This is a genomic window from Sporofaciens sp. SGI.106, from assembly GCF_050314255.1.
Lineage (GTDB): Bacteria > Bacillota > Clostridia > Lachnospirales > Lachnospiraceae > Claveliimonas.
The window spans coordinates 158172-182073 of record NZ_JBNPMZ010000002.1; the positions used below are offsets into that span (position 1 = coordinate 158172).

At 44.5% G+C, this 23902-nt stretch carries 23 protein-coding genes; 6 read left to right on the forward strand and 17 right to left on the reverse strand.

Translation table 11 applies throughout. From position 1 onward, the window contains the following. Positions 1 to 41: 41 nt before the first annotated feature. Both ACQRCC_RS02530 and ACQRCC_RS02535 read right to left on the reverse strand, forming a co-directional pair. A complete protein-coding gene (locus ACQRCC_RS02530; RefSeq protein WP_427849240.1) occupies positions 42 to 998 on the reverse strand; it encodes a 3'-5' exoribonuclease YhaM family protein in 957 nt (318 codons plus the stop codon). Positions 999 to 1031: 33 nt separating this feature from the next. Then, positions 1032 to 2303: a S1C family serine protease gene (locus ACQRCC_RS02535; protein WP_427849241.1), complete on the reverse strand. Its 1272-nt coding sequence runs from the start codon at positions 2301 to 2303 to the stop codon at positions 1032 to 1034. Positions 2304 to 2420: 117 nt separating this feature from the next. On the opposite strand from ACQRCC_RS02535, the gene ACQRCC_RS02540 reads away from it, so the two are divergent. The 3 genes from ACQRCC_RS02540 to ACQRCC_RS02550 all read left to right on the forward strand — a co-directional run bounded on the left by ACQRCC_RS02540 (position 2421) and on the right by ACQRCC_RS02550 (position 6986). Continuing rightward, positions 2421 to 4796 (forward strand): endonuclease MutS2, encoded by a 2376-nt coding sequence (locus tag ACQRCC_RS02540; RefSeq protein WP_427849242.1) that lies wholly within the window; start codon positions 2421 to 2423, stop codon positions 4794 to 4796. Positions 4797 to 4813: 17 nt separating this feature from the next. Then, positions 4814 to 5515 (forward strand): response regulator, encoded by a 702-nt coding sequence (locus ACQRCC_RS02545; protein WP_427849243.1) that lies wholly within the window; start codon positions 4814 to 4816, stop codon positions 5513 to 5515. 64 nt (positions 5516 to 5579) lie between these two features. Then, the gene (locus ACQRCC_RS02550; RefSeq protein WP_427849338.1) at positions 5580 to 6986 is read left to right on the forward strand and encodes a HAMP domain-containing sensor histidine kinase; all 1407 of its coding nucleotides are present in this window, start codon (positions 5580 to 5582) and stop codon (positions 6984 to 6986) included. A 365-nt stretch (positions 6987 to 7351) separates the two neighbouring features. On the opposite strand, the gene ACQRCC_RS02555 is transcribed toward ACQRCC_RS02550, so the two are convergent. Further along, positions 7352 to 8614 (reverse strand): substrate-binding domain-containing protein, encoded by a 1263-nt coding sequence (locus ACQRCC_RS02555; RefSeq protein WP_427849244.1) that lies wholly within the window; start codon positions 8612 to 8614, stop codon positions 7352 to 7354. Between the two features lie 231 nt (positions 8615 to 8845). Here ACQRCC_RS02555 and ACQRCC_RS02560 point away from each other — a divergent pair, with 231 nt between their 5' ends. Both ACQRCC_RS02560 and ACQRCC_RS02565 read left to right on the forward strand, forming a co-directional pair. Beyond that, positions 8846 to 9016, forward strand: coding sequence for a DUF362 domain-containing protein (locus ACQRCC_RS02560; RefSeq protein WP_427849245.1), 171 nt, complete (start codon positions 8846 to 8848; stop codon positions 9014 to 9016). Positions 9017 to 9268: 252 nt separating this feature from the next. Continuing rightward, a complete protein-coding gene (locus ACQRCC_RS02565) occupies positions 9269 to 9625 on the forward strand; it encodes a hypothetical protein (protein WP_427849246.1) in 357 nt (118 codons plus the stop codon). A 4-nt stretch (positions 9626 to 9629) separates the two neighbouring features. Here the strand turns inward: ACQRCC_RS02565 and dnaB are convergent, their stop codons facing one another. From dnaB to ACQRCC_RS02610, 9 genes are all read right to left on the reverse strand, one after another. Next, on the reverse strand, positions 9630 to 10967 hold the full coding sequence (dnaB, locus tag ACQRCC_RS02570; protein WP_427849247.1) for a replicative DNA helicase: 1338 nt from the start codon (positions 10965 to 10967) through the stop codon (positions 9630 to 9632). Between the two features lie 13 nt (positions 10968 to 10980). Beyond that, entirely contained in the window at positions 10981 to 11430 is a 450-nt protein-coding gene (gene rplI / locus ACQRCC_RS02575; protein WP_427849248.1) for a 50S ribosomal protein L9, read from the reverse strand. 1 nt (position 11431) lies between these two features. After that, a complete protein-coding gene (locus tag ACQRCC_RS02580) occupies positions 11432 to 13486 on the reverse strand; it encodes a DHH family phosphoesterase (protein ID WP_427849249.1) in 2055 nt (684 codons plus the stop codon). Positions 13487 to 13749: 263 nt separating this feature from the next. Continuing rightward, complete coding sequence (gene galE, locus ACQRCC_RS02585; RefSeq protein ID WP_427849250.1) at positions 13750 to 14766, reverse strand: UDP-glucose 4-epimerase GalE; 1017 nt, start codon at positions 14764 to 14766, stop codon at positions 13750 to 13752. Positions 14767 to 14786: 20 nt separating this feature from the next. Then, positions 14787 to 15902 carry a phosphotransferase enzyme family protein gene (locus ACQRCC_RS02590; RefSeq protein ID WP_427849251.1) on the reverse strand — a complete coding sequence of 372 codons (1116 nt, stop codon included), beginning with the start codon at positions 15900 to 15902 and terminating at the stop codon, positions 14787 to 14789. Next, complete coding sequence (locus tag ACQRCC_RS02595; RefSeq protein ID WP_427849252.1) at positions 15902 to 16828, reverse strand: nucleotidyltransferase family protein; 927 nt, start codon at positions 16826 to 16828, stop codon at positions 15902 to 15904. The genes ACQRCC_RS02590 and ACQRCC_RS02595 overlap by 1 nt, the downstream gene beginning before the upstream one ends. A gap of 47 nt (positions 16829 to 16875) precedes the next feature. Continuing rightward, positions 16876 to 17754 carry a carbohydrate ABC transporter permease gene (locus ACQRCC_RS02600; RefSeq protein ID WP_427849253.1) on the reverse strand — a complete coding sequence of 293 codons (879 nt, stop codon included), beginning with the start codon at positions 17752 to 17754 and terminating at the stop codon, positions 16876 to 16878. Positions 17755 to 17768: 14 nt separating this feature from the next. After that, on the reverse strand, positions 17769 to 18674 hold the full coding sequence (locus tag ACQRCC_RS02605) for a carbohydrate ABC transporter permease (RefSeq protein ID WP_427849254.1): 906 nt from the start codon (positions 18672 to 18674) through the stop codon (positions 17769 to 17771). A 78-nt stretch (positions 18675 to 18752) separates the two neighbouring features. Beyond that, the gene (locus ACQRCC_RS02610) at positions 18753 to 20066 is read right to left on the reverse strand and encodes an ABC transporter substrate-binding protein (protein WP_427849255.1); all 1314 of its coding nucleotides are present in this window, start codon (positions 20064 to 20066) and stop codon (positions 18753 to 18755) included. A 206-nt stretch (positions 20067 to 20272) separates the two neighbouring features. Here ACQRCC_RS02610 and ACQRCC_RS02615 point away from each other — a divergent pair, with 206 nt between their 5' ends. Beyond that, positions 20273 to 21184, forward strand: a complete 912-nt coding sequence (locus tag ACQRCC_RS02615) for a helix-turn-helix domain-containing protein (protein WP_427849256.1) — start codon at positions 20273 to 20275, stop codon at positions 21182 to 21184. On the opposite strand, the gene ACQRCC_RS02620 is transcribed toward ACQRCC_RS02615, so the two are convergent. From ACQRCC_RS02620 to ACQRCC_RS02640, 5 genes are all read right to left on the reverse strand, one after another. After that, positions 21181 to 22353: an aspartate aminotransferase family protein gene (locus ACQRCC_RS02620; protein WP_427849257.1), complete on the reverse strand. Its 1173-nt coding sequence runs from the start codon at positions 22351 to 22353 to the stop codon at positions 21181 to 21183. The genes ACQRCC_RS02615 and ACQRCC_RS02620 overlap by 4 nt on opposite strands. Positions 22354 to 22419: 66 nt before the next feature. Continuing rightward, a complete protein-coding gene (gene rpsR, locus ACQRCC_RS02625; protein ID WP_016221384.1) occupies positions 22420 to 22686 on the reverse strand; it encodes a 30S ribosomal protein S18 in 267 nt (88 codons plus the stop codon). Between the two features lie 133 nt (positions 22687 to 22819). Continuing rightward, positions 22820 to 23263 (reverse strand): single-stranded DNA-binding protein, encoded by a 444-nt coding sequence (locus tag ACQRCC_RS02630; RefSeq protein ID WP_427849258.1) that lies wholly within the window; start codon positions 23261 to 23263, stop codon positions 22820 to 22822. 18 nt (positions 23264 to 23281) lie between these two features. Further along, positions 23282 to 23569 carry a 30S ribosomal protein S6 gene (gene rpsF / locus ACQRCC_RS02635; RefSeq protein WP_427849259.1) on the reverse strand — a complete coding sequence of 96 codons (288 nt, stop codon included), beginning with the start codon at positions 23567 to 23569 and terminating at the stop codon, positions 23282 to 23284. 139 nt (positions 23570 to 23708) lie between these two features. Then, positions 23709 to 23897, reverse strand: coding sequence for a DUF951 domain-containing protein (locus ACQRCC_RS02640; RefSeq protein WP_427849260.1), 189 nt, complete (start codon positions 23895 to 23897; stop codon positions 23709 to 23711). Positions 23898 to 23902 lie beyond the last annotated feature (5 nt).

Consider the following 23902-nt stretch of genomic DNA (forward strand, 5'->3'; position numbering starts at 1 on the left):
AAAAAAGACAGGGTATTTGTCAGTTGGGGACGTAGTAAAAGTCATTTTACTACGTCCCCAACTGATGACCGTCTCAGGTTTGTCTCAAACAACCGGTTGTACCCCAGCCAGTCCTTGCCATCTTTTTCTTTGAATATTTCCGTCAACGTCTGCATCTTTGCATCTGTACAGTCGGCAAAACTCAGGGCAAATGCTTCCGGAATCGCCGGTTTTTTCGGGGAGCCATACTCAAACTCTCCATGGTGAGAAACGATACAGTGTTTTAATTCACTGGCCAGTTTCTCCGGGAATCCCGGTATTTCCCGCACTGCATCACCGATCATTTCCACACCTATGACAATATGTCCCAGAAGCTGACCGTCATCGGTATAGTCATTTTGCGGAAATGCGGACAGTTCTTTTGTTTTTCCCATATCGTGGCACATTGCTGCCGTATACAGCAGGTCTTTATTTAAAATCGGATATGCATTTACCATGTACTCGCAGAACTTCACTACACTTAATGTGTGCTCCAGAAGTCCTCCGGCAAATCCGTGATGTACGCTCTTTGCTGCCGAATGCCCTTTGAATGTCTTGATAAATGCTTCATCTTTTTCAAAGTAATATTCTATCACCTGACGAAGATACGGATTTTTCACCTGTCTTCCATAGGCCAGAAGTTCCTGGTACATTCCATCCGTACTTTTCTCACTGGTAGGCATATAATCTGCCGGATTATATTCGTCCTCGTATGCCTTTCGTATCTGTTTGATGTTTAACTGAAGTGTATTATTATAGCTTGTAACCTCTCCATAGACTTCGATAAAATCCATTTCGTCATAATCTGCAATTCCGCCGGAATTCGGATCCCACACCTTGCCATCCAAAGTGCCGGTCTTATCCTGAAGAATCAGGTTATCGTAAGGCTTTCCGTTTCTGGTCTCCGCAGAACGTTTGCCCTTACATAAATAAATGTTACGAATAATTTCTCCCGAATGGAGCGTGTTGATAAATCTCATATTGCTGCCTCTTTCTATTCTTTTATTTCAATTTTATTTCTTACTTCCTATTGTTACGGTAAATTCTATATCCACATAACCGCCATTTCCCTGACGCTGTCCGCCGATTTTGACTTCATCCCCCACCTTGCTCTTCATCAGCTGCGAATGATAGCCGGACAGGACTGTCACTGCTTCCCTGTCAAAGCTGGTGATGATATCGCCGCGCTGAATACCTGCTGCCATGGCCGGTGAATCGGCCCGTACATCCTGTACATATATGCCCTGAGGGATTCCCTGCTCTTCGGCAATTGACTCTGTTACGGTGATGCCAGTAATTCCAAGATATGGAACATCTTTTCCGTTAGATAACAATTCGATCATCCGTTTCAGATCAGAAATACCGTAGGCTGTTACCAGATTCATACTGTCACTGTCAGAGATGGTCTGGTCAATCATACCTACCACTTCTCCGTTGGCATTCACCAGCACACCGGTTCCTCTGTGACTGGCTCCAATATCGGTACACAGGATTTTATATTCTCCATCTGTCTTCAACACCGTGTTTCTGGATGAAGCCACAATGCCAAATCCCATTCCATCCGGATATGCAAATGGATTTCCGAGCGCAATTACCATTTCACCTTTGCTCATAGAAGAAGAGCTTCCTAACGCGGCCACCTTAACCTGATTCCAGGTGGAATCCTGTATATCACTGCGCTTTACTCCGAATATGCCAAATCCCAGATTCTCATCCCTGGCTTTCAGCTGTGCTTCATATGATTTTCCATCTGTAAAGACAGCCCGGAATCCCTGCGCATCCTTTGCAACAGAACTTTTGGCAAATATCAGAAGCTCCTGCCCATTATCCGCCACAATAAGACCTGACACACTGTTGCCGCTGTCATAAGCTTCTGTCAGCTGTTCGCCGCCTTCACCGATTCCGTCAATCTCCACGACACAGCGCTCTGCATCCGTCGCCACATCCACCATCTGCCGGTTCAGTTCCCGATAGCTGTTTATGGTGAATACGGGAGTCTGTACTTCTTCGGTATCATCCTGTGGCACTTCCTCCTCTTCCTCCTCAGGAATCGTAACCTGCTCAGGATTGCCGGAAAACTTTGTCTCTGCCCATGGTTTAAGCGCACAAAAGCCCAGACTGGCTGCAAATCCAAATACCAGCCCCAGGCCTGCATATTTAAGAATCAGATTCCTGGTCTTTCTTCCCCCATGCTCGTCTTTAATCGTCTCCTGCATAAAGGAATACCGCTCCTCGCTCTCTACCGGCTGTTCGTCTTTTCCCTGACGGTCTTCGTGATACTCCATAACGCATCCGACTCCTTTAACAATCCTTCTTTTAGTATACAATATCGTCGGATAATGTTCAATATTTATCCTTTCCTTTATCCTTCAAATGAGGTAGAATAAAGCCAGGTGAATAATATGAATAAGAAAACATTAACAAAATTAGAATACAACAAAATAATTGATTTGCTTGTGGAAGCCGCATCTTCTCCCGGAGGAGAACGCAAGTGCCGTAACTTAAAACCCTCTACAGATCTCGCTCAGATCGAGACCGCACAGGAGCAGACCGCTGCCGCATTTACCCGAATTGTAAAGAAAGGACGTATTTCCTTCAGTGGATGCTATCCTGTCGAGGATTCCCTGAAACGACTGGAAATCGGCGGCAATCTGGGTGCCGGAGAGCTTCTTCGCATCTGCAAGCTTCTGGAGACCGCCGCCCGCGTCAAATCCTATGGGCGCCATGAAAATGCAGATGACCAGAATGACTGTCTGGATATTTATTTTGAACAGCTGGAGCCTCTGACTCTGATTTCCACAGAGATCCGACGCTGTATCCTGAGTGAGGAGGAGATCAGTGATGATGCCAGCAGCACGCTGAAGCATATTCGCCGCTCCATCGATCAGATTAACGACCGGGTGCACTCTACTTTGACCGGTCTGGTAAATGGTTCTCTGCGCAGTTACCTGCAGGATGCTATTATTACCATGAGAGGCGACCGTTACTGTATTCCTGTCAAGGCAGAATACCGCAGTCAGGTTCCCGGCATGATCCACGACCAGTCTTCCACAGGCTCCACTTTATTTATCGAGCCTATGGCTGTAGTGAAGCTGAACAATGATCTGAAAGAGCTCTATGGAAAAGAACAAGAAGAGATCCAGGTTATTCTTGCCCGCCTCAGCGCGGATACCGCTGAATATACAGAGTCTATCCGCACTAATTACCGGACAATGACAGAACTGGATTTTATTTTCGCCAAAGGTTCTCTGGCACTTTCCATGAATGCCAGCAAACCTGTTTTCAATCAGGAGCATCGCATCCGCATCCGTGAGGGACGCCACCCTCTTCTTGACAAGAAGAAAGTCGTTCCGATCAGCGTAACGCTTGGCGATGAGTTCGATTTATTGATCATTACCGGCCCCAACACAGGTGGTAAGACCGTTTCTTTAAAGACTGTGGGACTATTTACCCTGATGGGCCAGGCAGGGCTTCATATTCCGGCACTGGACCGGTCGGAGCTTGGTATTTTCGAAGATGTGTATGCTGATATTGGAGACGAGCAGAGTATTGAGCAGAGTCTGAGTACCTTCTCTTCCCATATGACCAATATTGTTTCATTTTTAAAGAAGGTAAATCAGGATTCTCTGGTACTGTTCGATGAACTTGGCGCCGGAACCGATCCCACAGAGGGCGCGGCTCTTGCCATTGCTATTTTAAATCATCTTCACACCAGAGGGATCCGCACCATGGCCACCACTCATTACAGCGAGCTGAAGGTATTTGCCCTCTCCACGCCGGGTGTGGAAAATGCCTGCTGCGAATTTGACGTTGAAACCCTTCGCCCAACCTATCATCTTCTGATCGGCATTCCGGGCAAGAGTAACGCATTTGCCATTTCCAGCAAGCTGGGCCTGCCGGATTACATTATCGAAGAAGCGAAAACACACCTGTCCGAGCAGGATGAATCCTTCGAAGATCTGCTGACGGATCTGGAGACCAGCCGCCGTACCATTGCAAAAGAACAGGAAGAAATCAATGCATACAAGAGGGAACTGGAACGACTGAAATCCGAGACGAAACAAAAGCAGGAAAAACTAAACGAGCAAAAAGAACGTATTATAAAAGAAGCAAATGAAAAAGCTCACGCCATTCTTCTGGAAGCAAAAGAGATGGCTGACGAGACGATGAAGAATTTCCGCAAATTCGGCAAAGAAAATATTTCCGCCGCCGATATGGAGCGGGAGCGGGAACGTCTGCGCAAAAAACTGGAATCTACCGGTTCCAGAGTTACACTGGAAGCAAAGAAACCATCCAAACAGCACAAGCCTTCCGACTTTAAGCTGGGAGAATCTGTCCGGGTTCTCAGCATGAACCTGAACGGAACCATCACCTCTCTTCCGGACTCCAGAGGAAATGTGACGGTTCAGATGGGTATCCTCAATTCTCAGGTCAATATCTCTGACCTTGAGATTATCGAGGAAAAGGTTTCCTATTCTGCCAAGAATCTTCACCGTACCTCTCAGGGTAAAATGAAGATGGGCAAAGCCTTCTCCGTAAGTCCGGAGATCAACCTCCTCGGCAAAACAGTAGATGAGGCTATTGCAGAGCTTGACAAATACCTGGACGACGCATATCTGGCACATTTAAGCCCGGTGCGCATCGTACACGGCAAGGGAACCGGAGCCCTAAGGAAAGGAATTCACAACTACCTGAAACGACAAAAACATATTAAGGACTACCACCTGGCAGCTTTCGGAGAAGGCGATGCCGGTGTCACAATTGTTGAATTCAAATAAATAATCAGGAGGATACCATGGTAAACAAACAGAAAATTCTTATCGTGGACGACGATGAAAATATTGCAGAGCTTATTTCTCTGTATCTGACAAAAGAATGCTTCGACACCATGATGGTGCACGATGGAGAAGAAGCTCTGGTGGCATTTGACACCTATCGGCCCAACCTGATGCTTCTGGATCTGATGCTGCCGGGAATCGACGGCTATCAGGTCTGCCGGGAAATACGGGCCCGTTCCCAGACTCCGATCATCATGCTTTCTGCCAAAGGCGAAGTATTTGATAAAGTCCTGGGACTGGAGCTGGGTGCTGACGACTATATTATCAAGCCTTTCGATTCTAAAGAAATGGTGGCAAGAGTAAAAGCTGTCCTGCGAAGATATCAGCCTTCCAAACAGGAAGAACCCCGGGAAGATAAAGGTAAATGCGTCGAATATCCCGGCATCGTCATTAATCTGACAAATTATTCCGTTATGGTAGACGGCAAAAATGTGGATATGCCTCCGAAAGAGCTGGAGCTTCTGTATTTCCTAGCTTCTTCACCCAACCAGGTATTTACCAGAGAGCAGCTTCTGGATCAGATCTGGGGATATGAGTACATCGGAGACACCCGTACAGTAGATGTTCATATTAAGAGACTCCGCGAAAAGATCAAAGATCATCCTTCCTGGAGCCTTGGAACGGTATGGGGAATCGGATATAAATTTGAAGCGAAATAATTTCGGAGACTGACAGACAATGTTTAAAAAAAAGAACCAGAAAAACCAGAAAAAAACTTCTCATCTGAGAAGTACACTATATCTGAAATTCACGATAACATACGCGATTTTCGGATTTTTGTGTGTATTTATCACAGCCACACTGACATCCGGGCTGATTTACGGAGGACTTAAGGATTCTATTACCTCGACGTTATACAAAAATGCCACTTCTATGGCAACCGATTATCTGCCCGGCTATTTTTCCAACATCCTGACTACATCCGAAATCAAAACACAATTAGACGGTATGCGCTCCTACACGGACGCTGCCGTCTGGTTTGTCGATAAAGAGGGAACCATGCTGGCGTCCTCTTCACCGGAAAATTATCCCTATCCGCCCGCGGTAATCGAAGACTTTAATCCTGCCGAGAATGGCAGCAAAACTTATCAGGAGGGCAACTATCACGGCTATTTTGAAGAAGATGTCCTCACTCTTATTACGCCTGTAGTTCAGGGATTTTCTCCCAAGGGCTATCTGCTTGTTCACAAAACAATCGCAAGCATCGAATCCTCCCGGAACACTGTGATGCTTCCGGTCTACGGGACCTTACTTCTTATATACCTTCTGTCACTTATGATTCTGGTCGTGTTCCATTTTTTCGTTTACCGACCTCTTCGCAAGATTACAGAAGCCGCGGCTCAGTACGCATCCGGCAATCTGGATTATGAAATACCGGTCAACACACAGGACGAAATTGGATACCTGTCCGCTTCTCTGAATTTCATGTCCTCAAAACTTCGGGACATGGAAGATTATCAGAAGAAATTTGTAGCAAATGTCTCCCATGATTTCCGCTCTCCCCTCACTTCCATCAAGGGCTATGTGGAAGCGATGGCAGACGGAACAATTCCTCCGGAAATGCAGGAGAAATACCTGAAAATCATTTTATTTGAAACAGAGCGACTGACGGATCTTACCCACGACCTTCTGACCCTGAATGAGTATGACACCAAGCATCTCTTGCTTGACAAGCGGGTATTTGATATTCATGAAGTAATTAAGCAAACTGCAGAATCCTTTGAAGGAACCTGCACACAGAAGAAAATTTCTATCGAACTGATTCTGCAGACCAAGCACCTGAATGTGCTGGCCGACCAGCGGAAAATCCAGCAGGTACTCTACAACCTGATTGATAACGCCATCAAATTCAGTGATCCGGATTCTTCCGTCACTGTAGAAACTACAGAACGCAGTGACAAGGTCTATATATCTGTAAAAGATTATGGCATCGGAATTCCGCGAGACTCCCTGAATAAGATCTGGGAACGTTTCTATAAAACAGACTCTTCCCGCGGAAAGGACAAGAAGGGGACCGGTCTCGGTCTTGCCATTGTAAAAGAAGCTCTTCAGGCACATAACGAAAATATTAACGTCATCAGTACCGAGGGTGTGGGGACGGAATTTATCTTCTCACTGCCCAAGGCATAAGTTAACACCCCTTTTACGTGGGATAATTACTTTTCTTACATTCAACACGTATATTTAGGAGTTCCTTACGTGAAAAATCCCATTTTCTTCTATCCGACACGTAGTTTTCGTCATTCTCTACGTGGGGATTTTTGATTTTTTAGTTCTGACACGTAGGATTTTGAATTTTTTACGTGGGAATTTTCGAATTTTTAGTTCTGACACGTAGAACTTTGAATTTTCTACATGTAAATAATTAAAAATAAAATTTGAACACGTAATCATTGTGAAAAGCCCGCTTCAGCAAGCGCTGCGCTTGCTGAGACGGGCTTTTTAATTTAATTCGACCTGCACAGTCATTTCGCGAGATTCCTTTGACTCCCCGCTTAATACAACAGCCTCTGTACTGCCTCATCTTCAATATTCTTTTGGTTTACCCAGGTAAACCCTGAATCCACAATCGCCTCATTCCCCATATTGAGAATAGAGCGTGCTGCCGCAACTACGGTTGCATAGCCCATGCCATATGGATTCTGCACTGCAAGACCCACAAGCTTTCCATCCATAAGTGCCTCAATCTCTTCCTCGTCAGCGTCAAATCCCACAATCTGGACATCTTCTTTCTCCTGATTCTCACAGGCCTTGAGCATCGTCAGCACTGCATCTCCGTTAGTTGCATATATACCACGGATATTCGGGTTCTTGGCAAAGATGTATTGATAAACCTCTTCATCGGTTATACTTTCCGGATCTGTTTTCTCTGCATTCTCATCTGCTGCTGCATCGTCCGTCGCTGTTGCGTCACTCTCTGCACTTTCACCCGCTTCTTCCATAGCAGCTGTCTCGATAACCTCACCGGTCTCTTTTACATATGCCCCGGCATCAATCTCTCCTGCGATGGTCTTCTTCAGCTCTTCCATACCATCCATATAATAAGTATTTCCTATCGTAATTCCCGGATGATTAGCCTGCATCTCCTGCACAAATCCTTTTTCTCTCTCCTGGGAAGTTTCAGATCTGGAATCATGCATAAAAATCATCACTTCTCCGCTCTCATCCATAGCTTCCGCAAGCCTGGACGCTGCCGTTGCTGCCGCCGCCGCATTATTCGTGCTGACCTTTGCCATAATCCCCTGGTAACCACTGGCTGAATCAAACGCTACAATCGGAATATTATTTTCCGTAGCCAGATCGAACTGCACATCACAGGATTGAGAATCAATGATAGAAATTCCCACTGCATCCGGATATCTGGCCAGCTCTTCGTCCAGAATATTCACCTGCTCATCCACATCGTTAGATTTTGCAGGACCACTGTAAACCATCTTTACTTTTTCATCGCCTTCATAGCCCAGCATTGTATTAATATCCTTGACCGCCTGCTGTGCTCCTTTTTCCACTGCTTTCCAGTATTCACCTCCGGCATCCTTTCCGATAATGGAAATATAAGTTCCGGGTTCCAGATTAAGTCCTTCCACATTACCATAGGCAGAAGGATTCAATTCGTCAAGATTTCCCTGATATGATTTTTCATTTTTACTCTTTTTATCAGTAGTCTGCCCTGCCTCAGGCGCAGTATTGTGTGCACATGCACATACGCCAAGTGCAACGCTCATCACCAGCGCAGCAGCTTTCCATTTTATTTTCATAAGAATATTTCTCCCTTCCAGGTTCAAGACTCGCTTTTAACATTGTTACTATACACCATATCTGTGAAAAAATGTTGAAATTTTTCTTAAGATTTAGAAATGAAGCTTTGGAAATGTTGAAAATGTTGTTCTAAATTTTAAGCATGATTTCACTTGTATCTTCCCCCTGTTTGTATTATGATAGGAGTAGACAAAACTATGTCTATGATTATTAAAAGGAGGGTACATACTATGGCACACGTAATTAGCGATTCATGTGTAAGCTGTGGAGCTTGCGAAGCTGAATGTCCAGTTGGAGCTATCTCTCAGGGTGCAGATCATTATGAGATCGATGCTGACGCTTGTGTAGATTGTGGCGCTTGTGCAGCTCAGTGTCCTACAGGAGCTATCTCCCAGGGCTAATAAGGATCCGCTTTTCCATTGATTTTTAAAATCAGGATGAGAATCCATCTTAACTAAAAAAAGGTCCGCCGGACCTTTTTTGTGTATGTATGGCAGCAAAAAGGCAGTATCTCTTGCAGAGGCTGTCTTTTTTGTGTATTTTCCGTTTTTCTGTACCGAATCCTGTCATACGTATTTTTATACTCCCGACCTTTTTTTACAAGTTCCTTACGCAGATTATGCTACTATTACGAGGACAAGGGGGTATAGAATATGGGAAACGCTTTAAATACTCTAAGCAGCGCCACAAAAGAAGATACCAAACTCTATAACTGCATCAAAGAACTGTACGAGCAGGGAGTTCCCTTCGACGAACTCAAAGCACTGATTCCGGACATGAAACGTACCAGAGAACAGCTTCGCATCAAACGGATGCTGGAAAATAACAATGAGTTGCTGGTTTCCATGTTGAGTAAGGAAATGTCTTTTCTCCTGGATGCCAAGGAACGCCAGCAGGAAGAGCAATTTAAAAAGCTGGACCAGCTTATCAGACAACAGCAATCCTTTCGGAAAGAGTCTGCTAAGACAAGTCCAGCTACACGTCTCAAACGTCTGCTGCTCCCGACCTGATAGATCAGTTCCATTTCAGGTTGGCAAACTTTGTATAATCCGGAAGCCATGCCAGATGAACGGTCCCTATGGGGCCGTTTCTTTGCTTGGCGATAATAATCTCCGCCTGGTTCGGCGTCTCCGTATCTTTATTATAATAATCATCTCTGTAAATAAACATTACCACGTCCGCATCCTGCTCAATGGCACCGGACTCACGCAGGTCAGAAAGCATCGGTCTGTGTTCCGGACGCTGCTCTACCGCACGGCTGAGCTGGGAAAGGGCAATTACCGGCACATTCAGCTCTCTGGCAATTCCCTTCAGAGAACGGGAAATCTCTGAAATCTCCTGCTGTCTGGAATCCGAACGCTTTCCTACACTTCCACTCATCAGCTGCAGGTAGTCGATAATGATCAGATCCAGATTATGCTCCAGCTTGAATTTTCTGCATTTCGACCGGAGCTCCGACACGGAGATACCGGGGGTATCATCGATAATCAAATTGGATTTTCCTATGATTCCCGCACTCTCGATCAGCTTCTCCCAGTCGGCATCCTTCAGGTTACCGGTACGCAGAGCCTGCGAATCCACCTGTGATTCCAGGGAAAACAATCGATTTACCAGCTGTTCCTTGGACATCTCCAGACTGAAGATGGCTACCGTCCGATGACTCTTAAATGCCACATGCTGAGCAATATTCAGTACAAACGCCGTTTTACCCATAGAAGGTCGCGCTGCCACCAGAATCAGGTCTGAAGGCTGCAGACCCGACAATTTATAATCCAGATCCAGAAATCCCGTGGGAATACCTGTCACAGTCCCCTTGCTTTTGGACGCTTTTTCTATCTTCTCCAATGCATTCAGGACTACTTCCTTAATCGGTACGTAGTCTCCGCTGCTCCTGCTCTGGGTAATCTCAAACACCTTTTTTTCCGTGCTCTCCAGAATGGATTCCAGAGATTCATTTCCCACATAACAGGTATTGGCAATTTCCTCATTCATCTTAATCAATCTGCGCAGCATGGATTTTTCAAAAACAATTTCCGCATAATACTTTACATTTGCGGAAGTTGGAACCGCCGCCAGAAGATCACGTGCAAACTCCAGACTTGCAATCTCCTCCGGCACATCCTTTTCCCTCAGTCGTTCCTGCAGAGTGATCAGATCTACCGGTTTCCCTTCATTAAAAAGCTCCACCATGGATTCAAATATAACTCCGTAAGATGTCTGATAAAAATCCTTTCCGCTGATGATCTCAGACGCTGTCATAATCGCATCCTTATCCATCAGCATGGCACCGACTACAGACTGTTCAGCTTCTATGCTGTGAGGCAGTACCCTCTTAATGAGTGCTTCCTCCATCTTAAGCTTCCTCCTATGCTTCTTCCTTTACAACCACTTTCAGCTCCGCCGTAACCTTTGCATGAAGCTTTACCGGAACATTGTGGGTGCCAAGAGATTTAATCTGCTCTTTCAGCTGAATTTTCTTCTTATCCAGCTTAAGTCCCATCTGTTCTTCCACAGCTGCAGCAATTTCCTTGGAAGATACAGAGCCGAACACCTTACCGCCTTCTCCGGTCTTAATGCTCACTTCTACCTTACCCGCTTCGATTTTCTTTCCGAGTTCCTGAGCCGCCTCCAGATTCTCCTGGGCAACCTTATCCGCATTTGCCTTCTGAAGTTTCAGATCATTCAGATTTTTACTGTTTGCTTCCACGCCTTTCTTTGTTTTCAGAAGAAAATTTCTCGCATATCCGTCATTAACTTCTACGATTTCTCCTTTTTTTCCAAGTGATTTTACATCCTCTAATAATATTACTTTCATTTTAAATTTCTCCTCCTTCAATCATTTTGTCCAGTACATCTTTCAGATCCCTGATTGCCCTGTTCAAATCCGTGTGGGCAAACTGGGTTCCGGAAGCATTCATATGACCGCCTCCGCCCAGACGTTCCATAATAATCTGAACATTTACTTCATCAATGGATCTTGCACTGACATAGATTTTGCCATTATATATAGTCAGAACAAATGACGCCATAATTCCATCTATATCCAAAAGTTCATTTGCCGCCTGTGCTCCGATGATCGTCGGACTTTCAATCTGCAGGTTCTCTCCCTTTGCAATGGCAAAACGCTTCCGGTACACCTCCGCCTTACTGATAATTGCGGCCTTTGCGCGATATGATTCCATGTCATCACGGAATATCTTGCGCACATAAGGAATATCCGCACCGCTTCTTCTTAAAAATGCTGCCGCCTCAAAAGTACGCACTCCGGTCCGGTTCATGAAGTTGTTTGTATCCAGCATAATGCCTGCATAAAGGCTGCTGGCCTCTATCGACGGAACCTTCACACTGTCACCGATATACTGAAGAATCTCCGCTACCATCTCACAGGTAGAAGATGCGTATGGTTCAATATACGATAAAATTGCATTGTCAATGTTATCACTGCTCTGTCGATGATGGTCAAGAACTACAATGGTCTTCACCATACGAAGCAGGTCTTCGCATTCTGTCATCTTCGGCCGATTGGTATCCACCACGATCAGCATGGTATTATCTCCCACAAACTCCTTTGCCATAGCAGAAGATACAAACATATCATCCGGATATGCACTGTTTCTGGAAAAATCCTCATACAGGGCACGCACAGATGCTGATATATCATTCAGCACAATATGAGCCTTCTTCTGAAGGACTGCTGCTGCCCTGTAAATTCCGACTGCTGCTCCAAAAGAATCCACATCCGTCATCTTATGTCCCATAATCAGAATATGGTCTTTTACCGTAATGAATTCACGCAGCGCCTCTGCCTTCACACGTGCCTTTACACGGGTATTTCTTGAAGTCTGTTCCCGCTTACCTCCATAATATGTGATACCATGACAATCCTTAATAACTGCCTGATCACCGCCTCTGGCCAGTGCCAGATCAATCGCTACGCGGGCATAATTGTAACTTTGGGCATATGCATCCTTGCTCAGTCCAAGACCAATACTCAGAGTAGCCGGTATGGTATTTCCCACATTTACAGATTTTACATCCTCCAAAAGCGAGAATTTATCTGCTTCCAGCTGCTTGAAATATTGCTTCTTAATTACGATGAAATATTTATCCGTCTCCATCTTCTTAACAATACCATCCACTTTGGCAATGTACTGATTGATCTTACGGTCGATCAGCGCCACCAGAAGACTCTGACGAACTTCCTCAACACTGTCGATAAATTCGTCATAATTATCAATATAGATCAGGCCTGCAACCAGACGCTGCTCTTCATTTTCATGAATGTAGCGATTCAGCTCCGTAATGTCCTGCAGATGAATGGCAATAAAATATTCCTTTTCAGGCGGCAACTCCAAAAGCTGCTCCGTATCGTTAAATCCCTCCACCGATACACGCCGCAATTCTGCACGGTATTCCATATCTTTATAGGAAATCTCCATCTCAACCGTCTGATTCTCTTCCCTTGGAAATACGCTGCGGTTCAGCTCCGGAATATATTTACTCAGGTAAATATCCCCCTTCTGCCTGTTTCCGATAACCTTCTCAAACTCATCATTCATCCAGACAAGCTTGCCATTCTCCAGAAGTACCGCATAGGGAACTGCCAGCTCTTTTAAAAGCACATTCTGTACAGTTCCATACTGGGCTGCAAAATCCACCAGATCCTGCATCACCAGAGATTTGCTGTAAAAATACATCACACTGACAAAGATGGCGTACACGAATACAAAAAAGAACATAATTGCACCTGCACGATGATCTGTCCGATAAATCCAAATATTCATGGCGACCAGAATTACCGCCATAATTGCAGGCCACTGCAGATAAAATTTAAGCTGACCCTTTAATCGTATATCCTGTTTTTCTTTCATAATAAACTTCCTCATAATTCCCGCATTGCTGCTAAAAAGGGGAGAATACCTCGAAAACCTTTCGGTTTTTCTCGGTCGCTTCGCTCGCCAGATATCAGGAAATCAACCTGCTCATGCAAGCATGGCAGCTTGATTTCCTGATGCCTGGCTCTGCCCTTTCCGAACATTATACCACTATTCGGGCAGAAAGAAAAGACAGATTCTTACCACGGCATATGACTGCTTTGTCTGGATAAAAATCTGTCTTTTGTTTCAGGTTCGTTTTATTCTCTATATCCGTTCGGATTCTGTGACTGCCATCTCCAGGTGTCCGCACACATCTCGTCTAAGCCGCGCTCCGCTTTCCATCCAAGGACTTTCAAAGCTTTTGCCGGATCAGCATAGCACATTGCAATGTCTCCCGCTCTTCTCGGCTTGATCTCGTATGGGATTTCTTTGCCGCAGGCTTTTGAGAATGCTTTTACCATATCCAGTACGGAGTATCCAACTCCTGTTCCCAGGTTGATAACATCCAGTCCCGGATTGGTGAATATGTAATTGATTGCCTTTACATGTCCAACAGCAAGGTCTACCACATGGATGTAATCCCGAACTCCGGTTCCGTCCGGTGTATCATAATCATCTCCGAATACGCCCAGTTTCTCAAGCTTGCCAACTGCTACCTGAGAGATATAAGGCATCAGATTGTTCGGAATGCCCTTCGGATCTTCTCCGATACATCCGCTCTCATGTGCACCTACCGGATTGAAGTAACGAAGCAGGATAACATTCCAGTCCGGATTTGCTTTCTGAAGGTCAGACATGATCTGCTCCATCATGGATTTGGTCCAGCCATAAGGGTTGGTACACTGTCCCTTCGGACATTCTTCTGTGATCGGAATGATTTCAGGACTTCCATACACTGTTGCAGAAGAGCTGAACACAATATTCTTAACTCCGACTTTCTTCATTACCCCCAAAAGTGTAAGGGTTCCTGTTATATTATTCTGGTAATATTCCAATGGCTTCTGAACAGATTCTCCTACTGCCTTTAATGCCGCGCAATGGATTACAGCCTCGATTTTTTCTGCGTTAAACATTTCCTCCAGTTTTCCGGCATCCAGAATATCTCCTTCGTAGAAGCTGATTGATTTTCCGGTTAGCTCCTCTACTCTTTTAATGGATTCCTTAGAAGAGTTGCACAGATTATCATATACAACAACCTCATATCCCTCATTTAAAAGCTCTAATGCAGTATGGCTTCCGATATAGCCGGCACCGCCTGTAATTAAAATTGCCATTGTTATTACCTCCTGATTATTTACTTCGCGTATTTCCTAACGATCTCCTGCATAGTATACCACTTTTTCTCCATATCTTCAACCAGCTTGAACTGGGTTCTGCAGCGATCCAGATTCTGGTGTTCTCTGTGAATCTTAAAATAGGTATCCCCCTGCAGATAATCGGTCAGGAACCGCATACCACACTCAAATGTCATTACTTTGGCTCCCATTGGAAGAAGTTCGATCTCACGCTCTGTCAGCTTGCCTCCGCAGCCTTCGATATAACCTTTTGCATAGATATCAAACAGATCCATATCACACCATACCTTATCAAGGTCCTGCTCATCCTCTGCCGCAGTGCTGGCGCCAAAACGAATGGAATCTCCAAAATCATTCATGGCAAGTCCCGGCATAACCGTATCCAGGTCAATGACGCAGATTCCCTTACCGGTCTTGTTGTCAATCATAATATTGTTCAGCTTTGTATCATTGTGTGTTACACGAAGCGGAATCTCTCCCTTTTGCTGCAGTTCCCAGAAATAATTTGCAACATCCTCATGATCCAGCACAAACTGAATTTCTTTTCTTACGCAGTCCGCACGATGCATGACATCATCTTCCACAGCTTTTTTAAACACCTGGAATCTTGCTTTCGTATCGTGAAATCCCTTTATCGTCTCATGCAGGGTCTCTGCCGGGTAATCTGCCAGGAGTCTCTGGAAATTACCAAAGGATACTGCGCTCTGATAGAAATCATCAGCTGACTCAACCGCATCATAGCTGGTCGCATCCGTAATAAATTTGTAGGAACGCCAGTAATCTCCCTTAGAATCAATAAAATACGGCAATCCATCAACTGTATTAATTACATTCAGCGTCTCCCGCTCCGGATCTCCGCCATTTTCAATAATTTTCTTGCGAAGATAAGATGTCACTCCCAGAATATTTTCCATCAGTTCCACCGGCTGGGTAAATACCTCTGTATTCATTCTCTGCAGAATCACTTTAATCTGCCCCATCTCTGCAATAGCAAATGTAAGCAGAAATGTATCATTAATATGACCGCTTCCATAAGGACGTTCTTCCACCAGAACGCCCTCATACTGAAAATTCGCAATCGCTTCATCACGCTGTGCCTTTAATACCGGTTCCATTATGCTTCCTCCCACAGATGCATCGGATACAGACCATCCTCTTTCATCTTCTGAATTGCTGCCATAACAACAGGTTTATCCTCTTTATATGTAACGCCATACCACTTATCTGCTGATTTCAGTACCGCAACAGTCGCCTGATCTGCCTCCACCAGACGGCTGACCACTGACGGAAGGAAATACTCACATTTCATCGGATTTTCCTGAAGTCCCTTCTCCAGGAATGCCGGAAAGCCATCCTTAATCTCCCGCATGATACTCTGTGTAAATCCCCACATATTCATAGACACTGTCGTTTCTGCCGGAACAAAAGTCCATGTAGCACCATCATCCTCAGTGAACGCAATGCCGCCCTCTCTCTTTTCAATTCTGGTACGTTCATGAATAGCAACCAGCTCACCATTTTCATTCATGTCACAGATGCCTCTCGCAACATGGCCGTTATCTGTCACTGTATTTCCAAGCTGATATCCCACCATCGTATAACGATACTTGTCATCATCCCCATTTGATGCAAGATAATCATAGATCAGCTGGAACGCCTCGCGTCCATAATAATCATCTGCGTTAATAACCGCAAATGGTCCGTCTATCTGATCATAACAGCTTAATACCGCATGAGCCGTTCCCCATGGCTTCACACGGCCTTCCGGAACTTCGAACCCTTCCGGAATATCAGAAAGCTCCTGAAAAGCATAAGAGACATCCATAATCTTAGCCATACGATCCCCAACTGCCTCTTTGAAATCAGCTTCATTTTCTTTCTTAATAATAAAAATAACCTTCTCAAATCCAGCTCTCTTAGCATCAAACATAGAGAAATCCATGATGATGTGTCCCTCATTATCTACCGGATCGATCTGTTTCAGCCCGCCGTAACGACTTCCCATTCCGGCTGCCATAATTACTAATACTGGTTTATTCATTGTTTTACCTCCAAGTTTAAACTTATTTTGCTGTAACAACGAAATTCTTAACCCTTAATACCTCCGGTTACACCACCGATAATCTTCTCAGACAGGAAGATATACAGAATGAATGTCGGCAGGAATACAATTGTAACTGCTGCGAACATACCAGCCCAGTCACCCGTGTATTTCATAGAGTTAATCATACCGAACAGGCCTACTGCTACAGGCTTCATCTGATCGGAATTTGCAAAAATCAATGACAGGAAATACTCATTCCAGATATTAATAAAGTTAAAAATTGTTACCGTTACCAAACCGGACTGTGCCATCGGGAACATAATTTTCCAGAATGTCTTCATCGGAGGACATCCGTCAATAGCTGCTGCCTCCTCGTATGTACGTGACAGGTTCGAGAAGAATGTCAGCAGGAAAATAGTCGTATATGGCACGTTAATTCCGATGTAAAGAAGAATCAGCACCACCTTATTCAGCACCAGGTTATTCAGGATACCGGTAGATGCCACAATTCCAAACAACGGAAGGATTACCATAATAATCGGTGTACCCATGGCAGATACGAAACTTGTCTGGATAATCTTATTTCCAACAAATGTAAATCTGGACAACACATACGCTGCCGGTGCACAGATAAGAACCAATGCAACACAGGATACTACAGAATATAACAGTGAGTTTCCAAAGAACATGGATACATTGGATGTTGTCCATGCCTTCACATAGTTTTCAAAATGAAGCCCCGTCGGGAACTTCAGTGTATTTCCCTGGAAAATATCCGGTGTAGTAGATAATCCTGCTGCAAATACCCAGCCCAGCAGAACAAATGTAAATACTACCCAGAGAATCAGGATAATATATCCCGGAAGCAGCTTCGCTTCTTTTTTCCAGTTCACTTTATCGCGGACTTTCTTTTCTTTTGCCATAACTGCTCCCTCCTTTAAAATTCCAGATCGTCATCTTTTAACACTTTATTACAAACAGTAAACACAATAACCACACAGATACACAGCATAACACCGATAGCCGCAGACAGACCAGCATCTCGTGCTGTTACCGTATTTCCTGCACCAAACATCTTCAGATACATGTACTGCACCGGAACGATGGTTGACTGCTCTGCCGTTACTGTTGAGAACAGCTGTGACCAGACAAAGAAACCAACGGAAGTAACACTCCACATGGTAATGTTAGTCTTGAACACGCCTTTCAGAAGAGGCATGGTCATATATCTGAATTGCTGAGGTTTATTTGCCCCATCAATTGTTGCCGCTTCATAAAGATCCGGACTGATTCGCTCAATACCACTGGTCCAGATCAGCATATGGTATCCAATCATACCAAAACAGTAAGCAATCAAAAGAGCCATAAATTTATGGTCGCCATCCGTCCACGGAATAGCTGCCAGTTTTGTCAGATGTAATTTTGTAAAAAATGTTTTCAACAGACCAAACTGACTGCTGTATACATACTGCAGCCACATGGTTGCAAGTGCTACCGCACTGATAATATTCGGCAGATAAATGATTGCTCTGAAAAACTTCTTAAAACGAATTCCGCTGGTCAGTATTACTGACAACAGAAGTGAAATACTCATAACAATAATGCCACCGATCAGCCAGATCTTCAGCAGGTTCATCATCGCTGTTCTAAAAAGCGCAGTCTGCATCAGCGAAACATAATTGCTAACTCCTGCAAAAGACCATTCGCTCATACTGTCCGTTACGCCTTCAATATTAAAGAAGCTCATAAGCAATGTTCTGAGGATTGGATAAATAAATATTACTGCGAAAAATAATACCGCTGGAGTCAGAAATGTTACTATCATTCCTTTATTTTTTTTCATACGCACGACTCCTTCCGTTCGTGATAAAAATATGGTGGCAGCGTTTAAGCGATGCCACCATATTCCAGTTAGTGTTTCTTATTTGCCAGCTGCTGTCATCTCTTTTACGAAATCATCAGCTGAAAGAGTTCCAGCCATCAGTTTGATGAAGTTCTCTTTCATGATAGGTGTAATGTTCTCATTTGCTTCAGAACCAACTGCCCATGTAAATCTTGTTGTAGATCCTTCCATAACAGGTTTTGCACAGGATACTAATGCCGGCCACTCTGTGTTAGTTGTATCAGCCGGGATTCCGATAGAATCTTCTGCAAGTTTCTGGTCATATTCGCCCTTTGTAATCTTAGTAATCAGATCAAATGCTTCCTGAGCTTTCTTGGAATCTTTGTTGATTGCGAATACCTGAGCACCAAAGTTGTTGCTCTCTACACCTGTAGCTCCAACACCTTCAGCTTCCAGATTTGTCTTAACTTCCGGAAGTGCCGGATATGCGAAACATCCCCAGTTAAAGTTCTCACCAGCGATTTCTTTAACTTCGTTCGGAAGCCAGGATCCATTTAAGTACATAGCAACCTGTCCAGTTGCAAGCTCCTGATTCTGACCTGCCGGCCATACGTTTGTTCCAACGTTAGCTGAGAAATATCCCTTAGAAGCAAGTTCTTCGATATCTTTTGCCATCTGAACAACTGCCGGATCATCCCATTTGCCTTCTGTAACAACTTCTCTTACACCAGCCTCACCAACGTATCTTCCAAGGTGATATCCGATTACACATGTTGCATAAGCATCATCCATTGTAAGAGGTGTAATTCCTGCATCTTTTAATTTCTGGCAAGCTGCAAGGAACTCTTCCCATGTTGCCGGTGCTTCTTTAATTCCTGCCTGATCAAACAGATCCTGATTGTAGAAGAATGCAAATACGTTCGGCTGATAAGGAATACTCTTTAATGTGCCGCCGCCTTTTTCTCTGCAGGCTGCGATCAGACCCGCATTAGCTGTTGCCTCATAATCTCCGGCTTTTGCCATATCTTCCAGGTCTAACAGATATTTGCCCCATGCATCATTAACACGGTCGATATCCTCGTCGAACATATCAATCTCTGTTCCTGCATCGAGTGCTGCCTGAAGACCTTCGCGGATACCGGTACGTCCCTTGAACTGAACATCAACCTCTACGCCTGTCTCCTCTGTGTAAGCATCGATGGCTGCCTTGATTGCCTGTCCCTGTGGCTCTGTTGCTTCCCACATGGACCAGTAAACAAGCTTGTCTCCACCCTTGCTTTCGCTACCGCTGTCTCCGCCGTCGGAACTCTCAGAAGAGCTTCCGCCACAGCCTGCAAGCATCGTTGCTGCCATTGCCACGCACAGTAATGCGCTTACAAGTTTCTTTTTCATAATACTTTACCTCCTATAAAGTCTGTTTGTTGTTAAATTCATTGTAGTATAAAAATGCACAAAAATCTTTATCCAATATGGCAGATAATTTGCACTATCCGCTTTTTTTCATTTGCCTTATCTGCAAATAAAGTGTATAATCTTAGTGAGATTTCACAAATTAAAATTTACAGAATTTTCCTTATCCTGCTAAACGGAGGTATTTCATGGCTTATATAGGTACAAAACTTACAAATTCCATAACTATAGAAAAAATATACAGCATCCATTATTTTGAATACATGAGCAACTTTTCCTTTGAAGGAGAAGTCCATAATTTTTGGGAATTTGTCTGTGTAGACAAAGGGGAAGTAGTGATAACCGCCGGCAAGAAAAACATGACTTTAAAAAAAGGTGATGTAGCCTTTCACAAACCAAACGAATTCCACAACGTAACTGCCGATGGAGAAACCGCTCCTAACCTGGTAGTTATTTCTTTCAAATGTGACAGTGATGCCATGCGTTTCTTCAACGACCGGGTGCTTCATGTAGACGAGACAGAACGTAATCTTCTCGCCGACATTATAATCGAGGCCAGACGCTGCTTTGACTGTCGCCTGGATGACCCTTATCTTCAGAATATGCCCAAAAAAGAACCGGATCAGTTCGGTTCCGAACAGATGATACGCCTGTGTCTGGAACACTTTCTCATTCATCTGATTCGAAGATATTCCAACCCCTTCGTTCTTGGTCGAAAACCACGTCTGGAGATTCCAAAAGCAACCAAGACCAAAAGCGATACCGACATATTTAACCGGGTAGTAGATTATCTGGAAGCCCACCTTGGCTCTCATGTTACTATTGAGCAGATCTGCAAGGATAATCTGATCGGCCGCTCTCATCTCCAGAAAATATTCCGGGAACGCAGCGGCCTTGGTGTAATTGAATACTTTTCAACCATGAAAATATCTGCCGCAAAACAGATGATACGGACCAACCGCCTGAACTTCACGCAGATTTCCGAGCAGCTGGGGTATACCTCCATCCATTATTTTTCACGGCAGTTCAAAAAAATGACAGGTATGACTCCTTCAGAATACGCCTCCTCGATTAAAGCCATATCTGAGGGAAGCTTTTAAGCACTCAATACCTTTTTCAAAATCTCCATTCCTTTGTCAATTTCTTCATATGTAATGGTAAGCGGCGGCAAAAAGCGAAGCTTCGTCTTTGCCGTCAGTACCAGTGCACCTTCTGCTGCACATTTCCCCGCTGTCTCGGCAGCCGTGTATCCTTCTGCAAGTTCTGCTCCCAGCATCAGACCCAATCCTGTAACTCCCGTAATCTGTGGGATCGCTTCCAGCTTTTCTTTCATATATGCAGATTTCGCCTTCACTTCTTCCAGAAATTCCGGTTTTGTTACTTTATTCAGAATATAACGTGCACCTGCACAGGCTACCGGATTGCCTCCAAATGTGGAGCCATGCATTCCGTACCCCAGAACTTCCGATACCTTCTCGCCCATAAGCACCGCACCGATCGGCAGACCTCCGCCCAGTCCTTTTGCAAGGGAAACCACATCCGGTTTCACGCCGTACTGCTCGTAACAGAGCAGGGTTCCGGTACGTGCAATTCCTGTCTGTACTTCATCGATCACAAATACCAGATCTCTCTCCCTGCAGATTTCTTCGATACGTTTCACAAACTCCTGAGAAACCGGAACAACTCCGCCTTCCCCCTGAATCAGCTCTATCATAATCGCGCAAACACTGTCGTCCACAGCAGCCTCAAGCCCTGCCAGATCTCCCGCATCCACATATTTGAATCCATCAGTCAGCGGAAGGAAATATTTGTGGAACACTTCCTGTCCGGTCGCAGCAAGTGTGGTAATCGTTCTTCCATGGAAGGAATTATTCAGAGTAATCACCTTATTGCAATGCTCTCCATGCTTTTCCGCACCATATTTTCTAGCAACCTTCAGTGCGCCCTCATTAGCCTCCGCACCGGAATTTCCAAAGAATACTTTCGAAAATCCTGTATATTCACACAACAGCTCTGCCACATCTCCATCCGGCTGTGAATAATACAGATTGGACACATGCTGAAGAGTATGAGCCTGCGCAGATACTGCTTCTGCCCATCCTTCATCCGCGTATCCCAGGCAATTCACACCAATACCGCTGGTAAAATCAATATATTCCTTTCCTTCCTCGTCATATCCCGTTGCACCCTTTCCTCGCACGAGAGAGACCGGAAATCTTTTATACGTATGGCAAATATACTGCTGATCTTTTTCCTGAATCTTATCCATCTGAACATCTCTCCTTTATCATAAATTAAATACGCCGCTGGAATTTCCAACGGCGGTCATTATTTATTACTCCTGTACGTATGGCATAAGAGCGATGTGACGTGCTCTCTTGATAGCTACAGTAAGAGCTCTCTGATGTTTTGCACAGTTTCCTGTGATTCTTCTTGGAAGGATTTTTCCTCTCTCAGAGATGTATTTTCTTAATTTAGCTACATCCTTGTAATCGATTTCGTTATTCTCTTTACCACAGAATACACAAACTTTTTTTCTTCTGCGTCCGCCGCCTCTTCTCTTGAAGCCGCCTTCCGGACGATTTCCTTTATCGTAAGCCATCTTTGCTTCCTCCTTACATTAATTAATGAAGTTCTTTTTCCTAAGCTCGAAAAGACCTTGCTAAAGAAAAAGAACAACCTTCGCACCAGATTCGCACTTCGCGTTCCGCTCGTGCTCATTAAGTGCTCTAGGTTTAGTTAAACGGTAATTCTTCATCTATTCCGTCCGGAATGTTCATGAAGCCGTCTCCTGCCGGAGCACTCGGTGCCGGTGCCGGAGCCGCCTGGTGGAAACCTCCTGCATTAGCATCACTTGCTGCTTTGCTCTCTGCAAATTCCTGTTCTTCTACTACCACTTCTGTCGTGTATACCTTCACGCCATCCTTGTTAGTATAGCTTCCCGTCTGGATACGTCCGCAGACCGTAACCCGCAGTCCCTGACGGTAATATCTCTCAGCATGCTCTGCCTGTCTTCCAAATGCCACACACGGAATAAAATCTGCCGTTGCTTCTCCATCTCTTCTGAAACGGCGGTCAACAGCCAGCGTGTATCTGGCAATGGCCAACGGGTTCTCTCCCTGTGAATATCTCACTTCAGGATCCCTTGTAAGGCGTCCCATCAAAATTACTTTATTCATTCTTTTCCCTCTCTTCTACTATGCTTCCTGTTTCACGCATAAATATCTGAGTACGTTGTCCATGATACGAATTCTCTTCTCAACTTCGCCTGGAACTGTAGCATCAGACTCGAAGTGGATGAAATAGTAATATGCTTCTTTCATCTTCTGAATTTCGTAAGCTAATCTCTTCTTACCCCATTCATCAACGTCTGTCACATTTCCACCGAAACGGGTAACTAATGCCTTTACCTTTTCGATTACCTGTGCCCTTTCGTCGTCTTCGATTTTTGCATTGACTACAACAGCTAATTCATACTTGTTCATGTAGTTTGCACCTCCTTCTGGTCTTTTGGCCCCCGTCCCTAATTGCGGGAGCAAGGATATTCATCCGTTTTGCCGGACGAACATTAATATATCACAATTTGATATGCTATCACATTTTCCCAAAAGAATCAAGCACTTTTCACAAAGATTTTCTCAGACTTTTTGTATTCTTTTCCACCAGCTTTCGCGCAATCATGATCTGATGACCGCATCCCACACATTTTAATCGAAAATCTGCTCCCACACGGAGGATCTCCCACTCATAACTGCCACAGGGATGTTTCTTTTTCAACTTTACAATATCTCCCACTTCATATACAAGTGCCATTTCGC